The following is a 15,968-nucleotide window of genomic DNA, read 5'->3' as shown; positions in this document are numbered from 1 at the left end:
CTCTTTTTTGATAAAGTAATAATTTAGAATTTAGGGAGTTTTTCATGGAAGAATCAACGGCGTTTATTTTGGCTCTTGTGGGGCTATTCACCGGCATCACCGCCGGGTTTTTTGGTATTGGTGGGGGGGAGATTGTCGTCCCTAGCGCGATTTTTGCTCATTTTAGCTATAGCCATGCAGTGGGTATTTCGCTCATGCAAATGCTTTTTTCTTCAGTGGTCGGCTCTATCATCAATTACAAAAAGGGCTTATTGGATTTGAAAGAAGGCTCATTTGCCGCGCTTGGAGGGCTAATGGGGGCGATTTTAGGGAGCTTTATCTTAAAAATCATTAACGATAAAATTTTAATGGGTGTGTTTGTGGTGGTGGTGTGCTACACCTTTATCAAATACGCTTTTTCTAACAACAAGAAACCAGAGCATTTTGAAGAAATGCATTTTGATTTGCATGCGAATAACAAAACGCCCGAAAAAAAGCGCGCAATCCCCTTTGTGTCTATGGATAGAACGCATGGGGTTTTGATGCTCGCCGGTTTTGTTACTGGCATCTTTTCTATCCCGCTAGGCATGGGTGGGGGGATTTTAATGGTGCCGTTTTTGGGCTATTTTTTGAAATACGATTCTAAAAAAATCGTGCCTTTGGGGCTATTTTTTGTGGTGTTCGCTTCTTTATCTGGGGTCATCTCTCTTTATAATGGGAAGGTTCTTGATGATATAAGCGTTCAAGCGGGGGTGATTACCGGTATTGGAGCGTTTTTAGGGGTGGGCATTGGCATTAAACTGATTGCTTTGGCTAATGAAAAGGTGCATAAAATCCTCTTGCTCCTCATTTATGCTTTAAGCATTTTAGCGACTTTACACAAGCTCATTATGGGTTAAAAATCTAAAAATGCTCAAGGGCATTTTTAAAATTAATATCAAAAAGCTTTCTAAGAGCAAGCGATAATCTCTAAAAAAGCACTTCTTTAGGGTTAGGGGGGTTTAGTTTGGGGGTTGTAATGGGATAACCCCCTACCCCCTTAAAAAATAAGTTTGAAACAAAAAATAAAATTAAAAACCCCATTTTTAAAAAAATAAAAAGTTTTAATTATCTTTATTTGATGAGAACAAAACCATAAAACTTAAAAAAGTAAGGGTAATTAAAAAATGAATTATTTAGGGCGTATTTTAGCGTTTTTTAAAATAACCCATAAGATAACCCAAACGCTTGAACCCCCCATTTTAACCCCCATTAGGGGGCTTAGTCATTACCCCTTAATGTGTTTTTTTATCTTGAATGTATTTTTTCAATTCACCCTTTTTGATATAAGGGATAAACTCGCCATAACCCTCTTTTTCCATGTCTTTTAAGGGGATAAACCTTAAAGCCGCGCTGTTGATGCAATACCTTAAGCCTCCCAATTCTTTAGGCCCATCGTTAAATACATGCCCTAAATGCGCCTTACCAATACGGCTTAATACTTCAATGCGTTTCCTGTTAAGGCTCTCATCGTCTTCGTATTTCACCACATCTTTATTGATAGGCTTAGAAAAGCTTGGCCACCCGCAACCGGAGTCGTATTTATCCGCTGAAGAAAATAACGGCTCGCCGGTGGTAATATCCACATAAATGCCCTCTTCTTCTTTGTTGTAATACTCATTTTCAAAAGGTTTCTCAGTGTGTTTGTTTTGAGTCACCTCATACTGGAGTTTAGTGAGTTTTTTCTTTAAAACTTCATCGCTTGGTTTGGTGTATTTATCGTCATCCACAATCACTTCATCCGCCTTTTTCAAATCAATATGGCAATAACCACCAGGGTGTTTTTTCAAATAATCTTGGTGGTATTCTTCAGCCCTCACATAATTTTTTAACGGCTCTACCTCAATGGCGATTTTGCCTTTCACTTCTTTTTGTAACGCTTTTAAGGCGTTGTCTATCACTTCTTTATCCGCGCTATTGACATAGTAAATCCCTGTGCGATACTGCCTGCCCACATCATTACCCTGCTTGTTCACGCTCACCGGATCAATCACCTTAAAATAATAGCGCAGCAACTTGTCCAAACTGATCTTTTTAGGATCATAGATCACTTTCACGCTTTCAGCATGATCGCTCTCATGCAACTTTTCATAATTCGTGCTTGAAGTCTTGCCATTAGCGTAACCAGAGCTTGCGTCTATAACGCCATAAATCCTCTCCATATACGCCTCTAGCCCCCAAAAGCACCCCCCAGCCAAGTAAATCACTCTTTCATCGGTTTTTGGGTGTTTAGCCCCCATGCTTTCATTCGCTTGCATGATCGCTCCTATTAGTAGAAAAAGATAAAATTTTTTCAAATAAGATAATATTTTCATTGACAACCTTTGTTTTAATTTTAATGGTGTCCGCCATTATAACTAAAAAAGATGGTAATTGTTCTTTAAATTGAGTTTAAATTTTAATAAGACTCTATTCTATTAGGTAACAAAAGTTAAAATCACATCCATTCAACAATCTTGCCTACCGCATTGGCTTCATAGCATTTGATAGAGGTTTTTTGACTGGGTTTTTTGGGCAAAATGGCTTTTAAAAAGCCGTAATTTTCCATTTCTTTCAATCTGGCGTTCAAATTGGGGGCTTCTAAAATCCTGCCATTCAAACTCACTTCGCCCAAAAACGCCGTTTTATTGTCAATTTTTCTGTTTTTAAAGCTTGAAAGGATACTGGCAATGACCGCTAAATCGCAAGCCGGCTCGCTGATCTTAATGCCCCCGCTCACATTAATAAACACATCATGGCGGTTTAAGGGGATTTCTAGCTTTTTTTCCAATAAAGCAATAAGCATGTTAAGGCGGTTAGTGTCAAACCCGTTCGCTAATCGTTTGGGCGCTCCAAAACTGCACTCGCTCACCAACGCCTGAATCTCTAAAATCAACGCTCTTGAGCCTTCTAAAGTGATGGTAATGGCACTCCCTTCCATAGGCTCTTCTTTAGAAAAAAACAAGCTTGAAGCTTCTTTAGCGCTCACCAAACCCTGCTCTTTCATCTCAAACAAGCCGATTTCACTCGTAGGGCCAAAGCGGTTTTTAAAACTCCTTAAAATCCTTAATTCCCTACTGGGATCGCCTTCAAAATACAGCACGCTATCCACCATATGCTCTAGCACTCTAGGCCCTGCGATGCTCCCTTCTTTAGTGATATGACCGATGATAAAAATAGCAATATTTCTTGTTTTGGCCAAACGCATGAGCTCAAAAGTGATCTCTCGCACTTGCGAAATAGAGCCGGGCGCTGAAGAAATCTCTGGCGAATAAAGCGTTTGGATGGAATCAATCACGCAAGCAAAATAATTTTCGCTTTCTATATTAGCCTTAATCACAGGCCAATTGATTTCATTGAGCAGATACAATTCTTTTTCTATGCAATCTAGTCTAGTGGCGCGCATTTTAATCTGGCTCAAGCTCTCTTCCCCGCTCACATACAAAACCTTTTGCTGGTTTTTGGCTAAGCCAGAAGCCACTTTTAAAAGCAAAGTGGATTTCCCCACCCCAGGACTCCCCCCCACTAAATACAACCCCCCTTTAGCGATCCCTCCACCTAAAACAATATCCAATTCGCTTTGAGTGGAAGAAAACTTAATGACTTCTTCATGCTCAATTGCAGCGATAGAAACGCTTTTTTGCGCTTGTGGGAGCGGTTTTTTAAGCGCATTTAAAACTTCCTTTTGAGTTTGGTTCAATTCTATAAAACTCTCCCATGCGTTGCACTGAACGCACTTACCCAACCACTTAGGGCTTGTAAAACCGCAATGCTGACACTCAAATAAAGAAGTTTTTTTAGCCAAAATACCACTCTTTTTTTAAAATCACACAGCTAAAGGCTAGATAAAATGGGGGTTTTAATCATTTTGCTTTATAGTGAAACTCGTGGAGTTAAACTAAAAACAAGTTAAAAAGTTATCAAGCACCATTTTGCTCTATTTTTCTTAAAGCCTTCAAAATATAGCGTTTGATATAAGATCCCACGCTTTCTTCTTCTTCGTTAGCCATTTTCTCTAGTTTTTGGTATTGCTCATCAGAAAAATACAAGCTTACAGCGCGAGTTTTTTTATTAGCGTCTGCTTTTGGTTTGCGCCCTAGTTTATTTTTAGCTCCCCTTAAGTGAGTTTCATCTGTGTTTTCTGTCGTTTTCATCAAGTTCCTTCAATCATCATCGCAAATCGCTTTAAAATAGCATATTAGCATAAAAGTAGCGTATAACGAACAATGCCGCAAGCGCTAATCATTTCTCATTTTAAGTTTATTAGCGTTCGCTTGAAAAGGCCTTCACCCCCTAAAAAGAACAAATCAAATCGGTAACACCCTGATACTGCGATCCAATAATTCCTGCAAGGCGTTTTCAATGGCAAATAAAGTCCCAGTAGTCGCGCTCATGCACCCATCGCATGCCCCCATGTAGCGGATATACACATCAATGTAATCATCGCTTTCTTTAATGTCTAAAATCTCTAAATCCCCCCCATCCATCATAAGCATAGCGCGGATATTTTCATCAATGACTTTATCCACCGCTTTAATCTTTTGAACCATAGTCATTTCCCTAAAAGCCAATTCCCCATTTTGGGATTTATTCGCAGCGGCTTTAAGCTTTTCAGCTTCCATTTCTTCGCGCACTTCTTTAAGAATATCCACCAGGTAATAATCCCTTTTTTCATGCCCTCCCGGTCTCACACAGCTTTTACAAAACGCACCGGCTTTGGTGTAGTTAGTGATTTCTTCAACGCTTTTTAAATCATTGAGTTTAATCACTTCCTTAATCGTGCCTAAACTCACCCTAGCGCACTCGCACACGATGATTTCTTCTTCAAAATCTTCAGCGTTTTTCCCCAAATACATGCCGGCAGCCTTTTTGATCACATCATACGCCATCACCGAGCAGTGCATTTTTTGCCCAGGGACAGCCGGCGTGTCCGGATCGTCTCTCAAGCCTCTTTCCACATCTAAATTCGTGATTTTTACCGCATCTTGGACTCTTTTATTCAAACACAATTCTACCATCATGTCTGAGCTTGCGATCGCTGTCCCGCAACCAAAGCTTTTAAACTTCGCGTCAACAATTCTATCCGTGCTCTCATCTACAAGCCAATACAACCTCACCGCATCACCGCATGCCTCTGCGCCATAATCCGCCACAATCAGCTTAGCGTTTTTGGCTTTAGCCTGCTCTTCGGTGATGACCCCTAAATGCGTAGGGTTATCCATGCGCCTTTGAACTTCTTTAGAATACGCGTCCCAGAGAACCGAACCCACTAAATCATGTTTTGCCATTTTGATTCCTTTATATTCTTTTTAATAAGAGCTTGAAATGTTTCTCAATCTTACAGCCGCTTGAGAGAAAACTTCAATCGTTTTGTCAATCTCAGCTTCCGTGTTAAAACGGCTCAATGAAAGCCTGATAGCGGTATGAGCTAATTCCTTACTCGCTCCAATCGCTACCATGACAGGATTAGCCTCTAAATCCTCACTCGCGCATGCGCTCCCTGTGGAAGCGGCGATATTAGAGCGGTTTAAATCCCACAGCATGGCCTCTCCTTCAATCCCTCTCACGCTGACTAAAGTCGTGTTAGGCACACGATGGACTCGATCGCCTACCACCATCACATCAGGGATTTTCAAAAGCGCTTCTTCTAATTTGTCGCGCAATTTCCCTACCACTTCTTTTTCATAATCTAAATGCTCTACGGCTAATTTCATCGCTTCGCCCATGCCCACGATATAAGGCACGTTCAAAGTCCCGCTGCGCCTGCCATTCATATGTTCCCCGCCATGAAAAAGAGGGGTCAATCCCACCCCACTTCTAATATACAACCCCCCAATGCCTTTAGGCCCATGAAACTTGTGTGCGCTAAAAGAAAGGAAATCCACATTCGCCTTCAACACATCTACAGGGATTTTACCAATCGCTTGCACCGCATCAGTATGGAACAACACGCCCTTTTCTTTACAGATAGCCCCGATTTCTTCAATAGGGAAAATAAGACCGGTTTCATTATTAGCCCACATCACGCTCACTAAAGCGGTTTTTTCTGTGATCGCTTCTTTGACTTGCTCTGCGGTGATGCTCCCATGCTCATTAATGGGCAAGTAAGTAATCTCCACCCCCAAGCTTTCTAAAAAATTACAAGTGGATCGCACCGCCGGATGCTCTGCAACCGTGGTTACAATATGGTTTTTGCCCTTTTTCAAACATTCATCAAAATACACGCCCTTTAAAACCCAGTTATTGCTCTCTGTCGCACAAGAGGTGATGATCACATCGTCTATATCCCTAGCGTTAATGCCTTTATAGAGCTTATCTAAAGCTTCTGCAATGGCTGGGTGGGTTTCTGTGCCAAACTGGTGCAACGAGCTAGGGTTGCCGTAATGATCCCTTAAAAAAGGATCCATGATTTCTTTGACTTTAGGATCAATCCTGGTTGTAGCGTTATTGTCTAAATAAATTCGTTGTAACAAATGAGTGTTCTCCTTAAAAATTTTACATAGATTTCTTATCTAGGTCTAAATTATGATTAAATACAAGATATTTTCTTAATTTTAACTTAAAAATAAGATGAATTTTAAAAAACATTTTGAGAAACACGAATACCTCCATTAAAAACCAACAACAGCCACTACCAACCCGCTCAAGGTTTTTTAAGGGGTCTCCCACGCCTGTCTTTTAAAGCGTCTATCCCCCTTGTTGGTAACGTCTCTCCCACACATAGAGTTTTTGCAATTGTTTCGCCACTTCTTTTTTAGTGGGCTTAATGCCTTTAAGGTTATAAAGAGCGGTAACGATAATGGGCTTTGGGACATTAAACCTTTGGATAAATTCCAAACAATCTTTTTTGATCTGGGAGTCTTGCTTGTTTTTAGTAATATCCACATGGCTTAAATATTGCAACACATAAAGGCGTTTTTCTTCATCTTCTTGCGCGATTTCTGGGGCTAACTCCATCCCTTGACTAACGCTTTTAAAAAACTTATTTGAAGCCTCTTGGGCGGGATAAACGCTCAAATAAGTTTCTAGTAAAGAAATCACTCTTTTTTGCTGTTCCAATAGTGCGTCTATTTTGGTGCTCAAACGATTTATTTTACTTTCCATGCGTTCAATGGTAACTAGTAAAAATAAATAGCTATTTAATCATTAAAAATGATTATTCTAATACCATGCTCCAAATTAAGATATATTTTTAGGATCATGCTACAATAAAAAACACAAAACGATTTCAAAGAAAAAGGGCTTAAAATGAAAACTTTTGAAGTGATGATTCAAACCGATTCGAAAGGGTATTTGGACGCTAAATTTGGCGGTAACGCTCCTAGAGGGTTTCTCAATCCAAACGGCTTACCCACTTATTCGCCTAAAATCTCATGGCAAAAAGTAGAAGGCGCTAAAAGCTACGCTTTAGAATTAATAGATCATGACGCGCAAAAAGTGTGCGGCATGCCGTTTGTCCATTGGGTCGTGGGCAATATTTCTTACAATGTTTTAGAAGAAAACGCTTCCATGATGGATAAAAGGATTACTCAAGGAGTCAATTCGCTCACTCAAGGCTTTATCCGTTCACCGCTCAATGAAAGCGAAAAACAACGCTCCAATCTCAATAACAGCGTCTATATCGGCCCCATGCCCCCTAATGGCGATCACCATTACTTAATTCAAGTGTATGCCCTAGACATCCCTAAACTGGAATTAAAAGTTCCTTTTTTCTTAGGCGATTTGCATGACAAAATGCGCAACCATATCATCGCCATAGGGAGAAAGGAATTTTTATACAAGCAGTTTGTGAGGAAATAGGCTACAAGCTTGTAGGCTTAGTTCAATGAACTTGTTTAACCTTAATATTCTTTCATTTTTTTAAAAAGTGGGGTTTTATGCAACCCTAACGAGATGGATTATAACGCTAGAAATTAGAGCTAAAAGCACCAAAAGCTGATTTAAACACGCATCAACTCCTTATCAAACCATTCATTCAACACTACCTATAATTTTTAAAACGCTCCCTAACTTCTTTGTCTAATTCTAGCACTTCATCTAAAGTAGAGAGCTTGAAAGATTTTTTAGCATACAATTCTAAGGCTTGAGAAATGATTTGGATAAGGCCACCAAAGGCGATTTCTTGATTTAAAAACTTCTTCATCGCCACTTCATTGCTCGCATTCAGCACCACGCCAAGCTTTGGGTTTTCTAATAACAAGTCTTTATAACGCCACAGAGTGTAGCGCTCCATGCTAATGGGTTCAAATTTAATCGCGCTTAAAGCGTATAAGTCTAAGGGTTTAATGGAAGCGTTCAAGGAAGCTAATTTAGGGTTAATGGCATAGCTTATGGGTAGTTTCATGTCCGCACTCGCTAAATGCGCGATGACAGAGTTGTCTTCAAACTCCACCAAAGCATGCACGATAGAACTTCTTTCAATCAGCGCATCAATCTTTAAAGACGCGCCAAAAAGCCAGTAAGTTTCTAAAATTTCAAAAAGCTTATTGACCATGCTCGCTGAATCAATGGTGATTTTAGATCCCATGCTCCAATTAGGGTGCTTGAGTGCGTTTTGCGCGTTTTGAATAGGAATAAATTCTAAAGGCGTGTCCCTAAAAGCCCCCCCACTCGCACTAATGATTAAAGATTTAGGCTTTAAAGTCTTGTTTTGCAACAACGCCCACAAACCAAAATGCTCGCTATCAACGGGCGTGATTTGTGAAATGTCTAATAAATGCCCCGCGCTCACTAAACTTTCTTTATTCGCTAGGGCTAGTTTTTTGTTCCTTTGTAAGCTTTTAAAGCTCGCTTTCAATCCGGCTACGCCCACAATGGCGTTAAGGACTAAATTGGAAACGCACTCCTCTATCATCGCATCAATGCCGTCTAACCCCACAAACACTTTTGCGCCCAAAGGCTCTAAACCATTCAAATCGCTAGGATCAAAAATCGCCACTTTCTTGGGCTTGAAAACTTTGATTTGCTCATTGATTAAAGCGATATTTTTCCCGCAGCTTAAGGCTTCTATTTCTACGCCAAATTTTTTTGCGATTTTAAGGGCGTTTTTTCCGATAGAGCCGGTGCTTCCTAAAACAACCATTCAATCCCCTAAAAACACCGCCGTTTCTTTCCAAACTTCTAAAAAATACAACAACACATGCAAGCTTAAAGCCCCAAAAAGCATGGAATCCAGTCGGTCTAAAACGCCCCCATGCCCGGGTAAAATCTTACCGCTATCCTTGATCCCAACTTTTCTTTTCAAATAGCTTTCATACAAATCCCCAAACACCGCCATAAGCGCGATTAAGAAACTGAATAAAAGCGCCATAAGAAAGCCTCCGCTCAATTTCCCCATGCCCACAAACGATCCTAAAACGCTCGCTAAAACAACGCCAATCAACGCGCCCTCTAAGGTTTTATTCGGTGAAGTGGCTGTGAAAGGGGTTTTGCCTAAAAGCTTGCCTCCAAAAAACGCCCCCACATCGCTTGCGACCACCACCACTAAAAGCCAGATGATCGCCACCGCGCCAAAATCCTTATAAACCCCAAAAAGCGCAAAAAACCCAACGCCCGGGTATAAAAAGGGTAAAATGGCTTCGCTGTGGTGCGCTTTTTGATAAGCGATGACGCTAGCCATGACCATCGCGCTGATAAGAGCGCATTCTACAGGATGCCCGTTAAAATACGCCGCTACCCATGACAACACTAAAATGAGATACAAGCTAAAGCCCGCTTTGACCTGGAACAACCTTAACGCTTCAAAAAACCCTACCGCATAAATCCCCCCTAAAACAGCCCAAAACAACAACAAATTGTCCGCATACAAAATCAAGCCCGCCACAACGATTAAAACAACCCCTGTAATGTAACGAGACTTTTCTTTAAATAACTCTTCTTTCACTTTTTTCCTTAATCAATTAAATATCAGCGAAACTAAAAAATAGCTAAACGAGCTAATCAAAACAACGCCCACTAAATTAAGCCACAAGCCGACTTTAATCATATCCGTTATTTTAACATACCCAGAGCCATAAGCTATCGCATTCGGTGGGGTGGCCACAGGGAGCATGAACGCGCAAGTCGCGCTCAAAGCTACAGGAATGGTCAATAACAAGCTTTGGTGGTTTTCATAACCCATGCCCATCGCAACCCCTCCAATCACCGGCAAAAATGCGGCAGCGGTGGCGGTGTTAGAAGTGACTTCGGTTAAGAAAATGACCATTAAAGTTACCATGACAATGATGAATAAAACCGGTAAATGCGAAAAGCCAGAAACCAAATGCCCGATCCACAAGCTCAACCCGGTTTTAGAAAATTGCGCGCTCAAAGCTAACCCGCCGCCAAATAAAAGCAACACATCCCAAGGGAGTTTTTTAGCAACACCCCAATCAATGAGCCTATCGCCTTGATTGTTAGCGGGCAAAATGAATAAAAGCGCAGAAACCCCCATAGCGATCACGGAATCAATTTTATCTATCTTAATGCCCCAAGATTTTAAAATCGTGTCTAAGAAAATCCACCCTAAAGACGCTAATATAAAAAGAACCCCCACAGAGATTTCCGCCTGACTCAAACGGCCTAGTTTTTTTAACTCTACCCTAATAACTTCCTTACCCCCTGGGATTTCTTTAATCTTTAAAGGGAAAATCGCATAAGTGATCAAGAGCCACGCTAAAATGAGCATGATAAAGGCTAACGGTGTCCCAAACACCATCCACTGAGCGAAACCAATTTCAATATTGAAAGCGGTTTTCATATAGCCGGCTAATAAAGCGTTAGGCGGCGTGCCAATCAAAGTGCCTAAAGAGCCAATAGAAGCCGCATAAGCGATGCCAAGCATCAAGCAAATACTGAAATTCGTGCGATAAATGGTGGTCTTTTCTTGAATCACTTGGGTAATATCTTTGCCCTTATGCACGATATTACTCATAATGCCCCCATGCGCTTTGGTGATTTCTTCTTTTTGATAGAATGCATTAGAGGCGTTTTCTTTACCCACAAGTTTAGCGACTAATTGCAAAACGCTCATGCCAACAGGAAACATCATCACCGCCGTTGCGGTATTGCTCACCCACATAGACAGAAATCCTGTGGCTATCATGAAACCTAAAATCAACCTCCTAGGGCTTGTGCCTACCAATAAAATAATGCTTAAAGCGATGCGCGTGTGCAAATTCCATTTTTGCATGCTTAAAGCTAAAATAAACCCTCCCATAAAAAGAAAGATAATGGGCGATGCGTAAGAAGAGCTAACGCTAGAGAATTGATCCACGCTAAAGACGCTAAAAAGCACCAAAGGTAAAAGCGCGGTTGCAGGCAAGTCAATGGCTTCAGTCATCCACCATATCCCCATTAAAACAGCCACCCCAGCCACAACAGGCATCGCCTTATAATTCAAAGAACTGAGCTTGGGGATTTCTTCTACAATATGAGGCATTTGAGCGTCTAAAGCGTAATAGATAATGAGCGCGATTAACGCCCCCCCTATGAGACCAAACAAACGAACGATCTTGGTGCTTTTGTCATCAGCGTTCGTATCGGCATGCGAATGATTTTCCATTTTATTTTACCCTTTAAAATTACTAACCTACATGCTACAATAAAACTTTTTTAAAACTAGGGTTTTAGAAAAATAAAATCAAAACAGGAAAAAGAGTGGTAAAAGAAAGTGATATTTTAGTGGTTGGTGGGGGGCATGCGGGCATTGAAGCGAGCTTGATTGCGGCTAAAATGGGAGCTAGAGTGCATTTAATCACCATGCTCATAGACACGATCGGTTTAGCGAGCTGTAATCCAGCTATTGGAGGCTTGGGTAAAGGGCATTTGACTAAAGAAGTGGATGTGTTAGGGGGGGCTATGGGGATTATTACAGATCATAGCGGTTTGCAATATCGTGTGTTAAACGCTTCTAAAGGGCCAGCGGTTAGGGGGACTAGAGCGCAAATTGATATGGATACTTACCGCATTTTTGCAAGAAATCTTGTTTTAAACACCCCTAATTTGAGCGTCTCTCAAGAAATGACTGAAAGTTTAATCCTTGAAAACGATGAGGTAGTGGGCGTAACCACGAACATTAACAACACTTACAGAGCTAAAAAAGTGATCATCACCACAGGCACTTTTTTAAAAGGGGTGGTGCATATTGGCGAACACCAAAACCAAAACGGGCGCTTTGGGGAAAACGCTTCCAATTCTTTAGCCTTGAATTTAAGGGAGCTTGGCTTTAAGGTGGAAAGGTTAAAAACCGGCACTTGCCCAAGAGTGGCCGGTAATAGCATTGATTTTGAAGGATTAGAAGAGCATTTTGGGGACACAAACCCTCCCTATTTCAGCTATAAAACCAAAGATTTTAACCCCACCCAACTCTCATGTTTTATCACTTACACTAACCCTATTACCCACCAAATCATCAGGGATAATTTCCACCGAGCCCCCCTATTTAGCGGTCAAATTGAAGGCATAGGCCCAAGGTATTGCCCTAGCATTGAAGATAAAATCAACCGCTTCAGCGAAAAAGAACGCCACCAGCTGTTTTTAGAGCCTCAAACCATCCATAAAAGCGAATATTATATCAACGGCTTAAGCACCTCTTTGCCCCTAGATGTGCAAGAAAAGGTCATCCATTCTATCAAAGGCTTAGAAAACGCGCTCATCACGCGTTATGGCTATGCGATAGAATATGATTTTATCCAGCCTACAGAATTGACTCACACTTTAGAAACCAAAAAAATCAAAGGGCTTTATTTGGCCGGGCAAATCAATGGGACTACCGGCTATGAAGAAGCGGCGGCTCAAGGGCTTATGGCTGGGATTAATGCGGTGTTAGCCCTAAAGAATCAAGCCCCCTTTATTTTAAAGCGCAATGAAGCCTATATCGGCGTTTTGATTGATGATTTGGTTACTAAAGGCACGAATGAGCCTTACAGAATGTTTACCAGCCGGGCCGAATACCGCTTGCTTTTAAGAGAAGACAACACGCTTTTTAGATTAGGCGAACATGCCTATCGTTTAGGGCTTATGGAAGAATATTTTTATAAAGAATTAAAAAAAGACCAACAAGCAATACAAGAAAACTTGAAACGCCTTAAAGAATGCGTCCTTACCCCTAGCAAAGAAGCGTTAAAACGCTTGAGTGAATTAGATGAAAACCCTATCAATGACAAGGTTGATGGCGTCAGTCTTTTAGCGCGCGATAGTTTTAATTTAGAAAAAATGCGCTCCTTTTTTAGCTTTTTAGCCCCCTTGAATGAGCGGGTTTTAGAGCAAATCAAAATTGAATGCAAGTATAATATTTATATTGAAAAGCAACACGAAAATATCGCTAAAATGGATAGCATGCTCAAGGTGTCTATCCCTAAACATTTTGTGTTTAAAGGCATTCCAGGCCTTAGCTTAGAAGCGGTAGAAAAGTTAGAAAAATTCCGCCCCAAAAGCCTTTTTGAAGCTTCAGAAATCAGTGGGATCACCCCGGCGAATTTAGACGTTTTGCATTTGTATATCCATTTGCGGAAAAACTCTTAAAGGATTTTTAATGAACGCTTTAGAAATCACCCAAAAACTCATCAGCTACCCCACCATTACGCCCAAAGAATGCGGTATTTTTGAATACATTAAATCGCTTTTTCCCACTTTTAAAACCCTAGAGTGTGGGGAAAATGGCGTGAAAAACCTTTTTTATACCGCATTTTTAACCCCCTCAAAGATCATGCAGAAGAAAAGCATGCAAAAAAAGAACATGCAAAAGAGGATACCAAACCCTTGCATTTTTGCTTTGCAGGGCATATTGATGTCGTGCCTCCTGGAAACAATTGGCAAAGCGATCCCTTTAAACCCATTATTAAAGAAGGGTTTTTATACGGCCGTGGGGCGCAAGACATGAAAGGGGGCGTGGGGGCGTTTTTGAGCGCGAGTTTAAATTTTAACCCTAAAACCCCTTTTTTGCTTTCTATTTTACTCACGAGCGATGAAGAAGGGCCAGGGATTTTTGGCACAAAACTCATGCTAGAAAAACTCAAAGAAAAGGATTTGCTGCCCCATATGGCGATTGTGGCTGAACCCACTTGCGAAAAAGTCTTAGGCGATAGCATCAAAATTGGCCGAAGAGGCTCCATTAATGGCAAACTCATTTTAAAAGGCATTCAAGGGCATGTGGCTTACCCGCAAAAATGCCAAAACCCTATTGATACGCTCGCTTCGGTTTTGCCTCTCATTTCAGGAGTTCATTTAGACAATGGCGATGAGTGTTTTGACCCTTCAAAATTAGTCATCACCAACTTGCATGCAGGGTTAGGGGCTAATAATGTGACACCAGGGAGCGTAGAAATTACCTTTAATGCGCGCCATTCTTTAAAAACCACCCAAGAGAGTTTGAAAGAATATTTAGAAAAGGTTTTGAAAGATTTGCCTTATACTTTAGAATTAGAATCAAGCAGTTCGCCTTTCATCACGGCTTCTCATTCAAAGCTTACCAGCGTTTTACAAGAAAATATTTTAAAAACATGCCGCACCACCCCCCTTTTAAACACCAAAGGCGGCACGAGCGATGCGCGATTTTTTAGCGCTCATGGCATAGAAGTGGTGGAGTTTGGCGCCATTAATGACAGAATCCATGCCGTTGATGAAAGGGTGAGCTTGAAGGAATTAGAGCTTTTGGAAAAAGTGTTTTTGGGGGTTTTAGAGGATTTAAGCGAGAAATGAATGGGGAGTTTTGGCGTAAGGGTTTTATTTTTAATACCAACGCCTTTTTCGCTGATAAAAACCACCAAACCAACTCAAGCTTTAGCATTCCAGTATCCATTTATTATAGCCTTATAAGAGTGGGGTCATGCTTGACAAAGTAACCAAAGCTTGCTATAGTCTTTTTGCCCCTTTTTGTTCCATTTGTAATAAAGAAACCTTTCCAAAAATTAAATTCTTAAGGGCTTTTACCAAGCCACTCTTAAAGGGGTGGCTCAATCAACTTTTTAAAACAAACTCTTTTAAGCCCTATCTTTAGAAGTATCCCTTTTAGCATAGCAATTAGGCTCAAACAACACGCAGTTAAAAGAAAAATAATTTTTTTCTTCATCTCATCAATAAAGGTTCAATAAGGCTTTAGTCATCAATATTTGGTTACAATTATAAGGGATCACATTTTTTATAATAGGAGATATATCATGCCAGGAAGTGTTCAAAAAACCCTTTTTAGGGTCTTGTGTTTGGGCGCATTGTGTTTGAGAGGGTTAATGGCAGAGCCAGACGCTAAAGAGCTTGTGAATTTAGGTATAGAGAGCACAAAGAAGCAAGATTTCGCTCAAGCTAAAACGCATTTTGAAAAAGCGTGTGAGTTAAAAGAAGGTTTTGGGTGTGTTTTTTTAGGGGCGTTCTATGAAGAAGGGAAAGGAGTGGGAAAAGACTTGAAAAAAGCCATTCAATTTTACACTCAAGGTTGTGAATTAAATGATGGTTATGGGTGCCGCTTGCTAGGCAATTTATACTATAACGGACAAGGCGTTTCTAAAGACGCCAAAAAAGCCTCACAATATTACTCTAAATCTTGTGAATTGAACCATGCTGAAGGGTGTACAGTCTTAGGAAGCTTACACCATTATGGCGTAGGCACGCCTAAGGATTTAAGAAAGGCTCTTGATTTGTATGAAAAAGCTTGCGATTTAAAAGACAGCCCCGGGTGCATTAATGCAGGATACATGTATGGTGTAGCAAAGAATTTTAAGGAGGCTATCGTTCGTTATTCTAAAGCATGCGAGTTAAAAGATGGCAGGGGGTGTTATAATTTAGGGGTTATGCAATACAACGCCCAAGGCACAGCAAAGGACGAAAAGCAAGCGGTAGAAAACTTTAAAAAAGGTTGCAAATCAAGCGTTAAAGAAGCATGCGACGCTCTCAAGGAATTAAAAATAGAACTTTAGTTTTAATGAAGTTAAGCTAAAGGCTGCGTTTATCTAGCTTTTACGCTTTTTATATTTTAAGGAAAACATAAACCCTACAGA

General features: G+C 40.7%; 12 protein-coding genes and 2 pseudogenes. 5 read left to right on the top strand and 9 right to left on the bottom strand.

Annotated features, from left to right (window positions below):
* Positions 1–44 precede the first annotated feature (44 nt).
* Positions 45–878 (top strand): sulfite exporter TauE/SafE family protein, encoded by an 834-nt coding sequence (locus tag D2C72_00410; GenBank protein ID QEF42949.1) that lies wholly within the window; start codon positions 45–47, stop codon positions 876–878.
* A 375-nt stretch (positions 879–1,253) separates the two neighbouring features.
* Here D2C72_00410 and msrB read toward each other — a convergent pair whose 3' ends face one another.
* From msrB to D2C72_00380, 6 genes and pseudogenes are all read right to left on the bottom strand, one after another.
* A complete protein-coding gene (gene msrB / locus D2C72_00405; protein ID QEF42948.1) occupies positions 1,254–2,333 on the bottom strand; it encodes a peptide-methionine (R)-S-oxide reductase in 1,080 nt (359 codons plus the stop codon).
* 122 nt (positions 2,334–2,455) lie between these two features.
* Positions 2,456–3,802: a DNA repair protein RadA gene (gene radA, locus D2C72_00400; GenBank protein QEF42947.1), complete on the bottom strand. Its 1,347-nt coding sequence runs from the start codon at positions 3,800–3,802 to the stop codon at positions 2,456–2,458.
* Between the two features lie 115 nt (positions 3,803–3,917).
* The gene (locus D2C72_00395) at positions 3,918–4,151 is read right to left on the bottom strand and encodes a CopG family transcriptional regulator (protein QEF42946.1); all 234 of its coding nucleotides are present in this window, start codon (positions 4,149–4,151) and stop codon (positions 3,918–3,920) included.
* A 153-nt stretch (positions 4,152–4,304) separates the two neighbouring features.
* Positions 4,305–5,285: an iron-sulfur cluster assembly scaffold protein NifU gene (locus D2C72_00390; protein ID QEF42945.1), complete on the bottom strand. Its 981-nt coding sequence runs from the start codon at positions 5,283–5,285 to the stop codon at positions 4,305–4,307.
* 21 nt (positions 5,286–5,306) lie between these two features.
* Positions 5,307–6,470, bottom strand: a complete 1,164-nt coding sequence (gene nifS, locus D2C72_00385) for a cysteine desulfurase, NifS family (protein QEF42944.1) — start codon at positions 6,468–6,470, stop codon at positions 5,307–5,309.
* A 170-nt stretch (positions 6,471–6,640) separates the two neighbouring features.
* Positions 6,641–7,101 (bottom strand): annotated as a pseudogene (locus D2C72_00380) (helix-turn-helix domain-containing protein).
* Between the two features lie 144 nt (positions 7,102–7,245).
* Here D2C72_00380 and D2C72_00375 point away from each other — a divergent pair.
* Positions 7,246–7,797, top strand: coding sequence for a YbhB/YbcL family Raf kinase inhibitor-like protein (locus tag D2C72_00375; GenBank protein ID QEF42943.1), 552 nt, complete (start codon positions 7,246–7,248; stop codon positions 7,795–7,797).
* A gap of 181 nt (positions 7,798–7,978) precedes the next feature.
* Here D2C72_00375 and D2C72_00370 read toward each other — a convergent pair whose 3' ends face one another.
* Genes D2C72_00370 through D2C72_00360 form a run of 3 tightly spaced genes read right to left on the bottom strand, consistent with a single transcriptional unit; the run spans position 7,979 to position 11,539 of the window.
* Positions 7,979–9,079 (bottom strand): 1-deoxy-D-xylulose-5-phosphate reductoisomerase, encoded by a 1,101-nt coding sequence (locus D2C72_00370; protein QEF42942.1) that lies wholly within the window; start codon positions 9,077–9,079, stop codon positions 7,979–7,981.
* On the bottom strand, positions 9,080–9,880 hold the full coding sequence (locus D2C72_00365; protein QEF42941.1) for a CDP-archaeol synthase: 801 nt from the start codon (positions 9,878–9,880) through the stop codon (positions 9,080–9,082).
* A gap of 12 nt (positions 9,881–9,892) precedes the next feature.
* Positions 9,893–11,539: an SLC13 family permease gene (locus tag D2C72_00360; GenBank protein QEF42940.1), complete on the bottom strand. Its 1,647-nt coding sequence runs from the start codon at positions 11,537–11,539 to the stop codon at positions 9,893–9,895.
* A gap of 95 nt (positions 11,540–11,634) precedes the next feature.
* On the opposite strand from D2C72_00360, the gene mnmG reads away from it, so the two are divergent.
* The 3 genes and pseudogenes from mnmG to hcpA all read left to right on the top strand — a co-directional run bounded on the left by mnmG (position 11,635) and on the right by hcpA (position 15,887).
* Positions 11,635–13,500 (top strand): tRNA uridine-5-carboxymethylaminomethyl(34) synthesis enzyme MnmG, encoded by a 1,866-nt coding sequence (mnmG, locus tag D2C72_00355; GenBank protein QEF42939.1) that lies wholly within the window; start codon positions 11,635–11,637, stop codon positions 13,498–13,500.
* Between the two features lie 10 nt (positions 13,501–13,510).
* Positions 13,511–14,676 (top strand): annotated as a pseudogene (locus D2C72_00350) (succinyl-diaminopimelate desuccinylase).
* Between the two features lie 458 nt (positions 14,677–15,134).
* A complete protein-coding gene (gene hcpA / locus D2C72_00345; protein QEF42938.1) occupies positions 15,135–15,887 on the top strand; it encodes a Sel1-like repeat protein HcpA in 753 nt (250 codons plus the stop codon).
* Positions 15,888–15,968 lie beyond the last annotated feature (81 nt).

Source organism: Helicobacter pylori (assembly GCA_008032955.1).
GTDB classification, from domain to species: domain Bacteria; phylum Campylobacterota; class Campylobacteria; order Campylobacterales; family Helicobacteraceae; genus Helicobacter; species Helicobacter pylori_DC.
The sequence above is the reverse complement of the archived record's forward strand: the minus strand, read 5'-3'. Positions and strand labels throughout refer to the sequence as shown.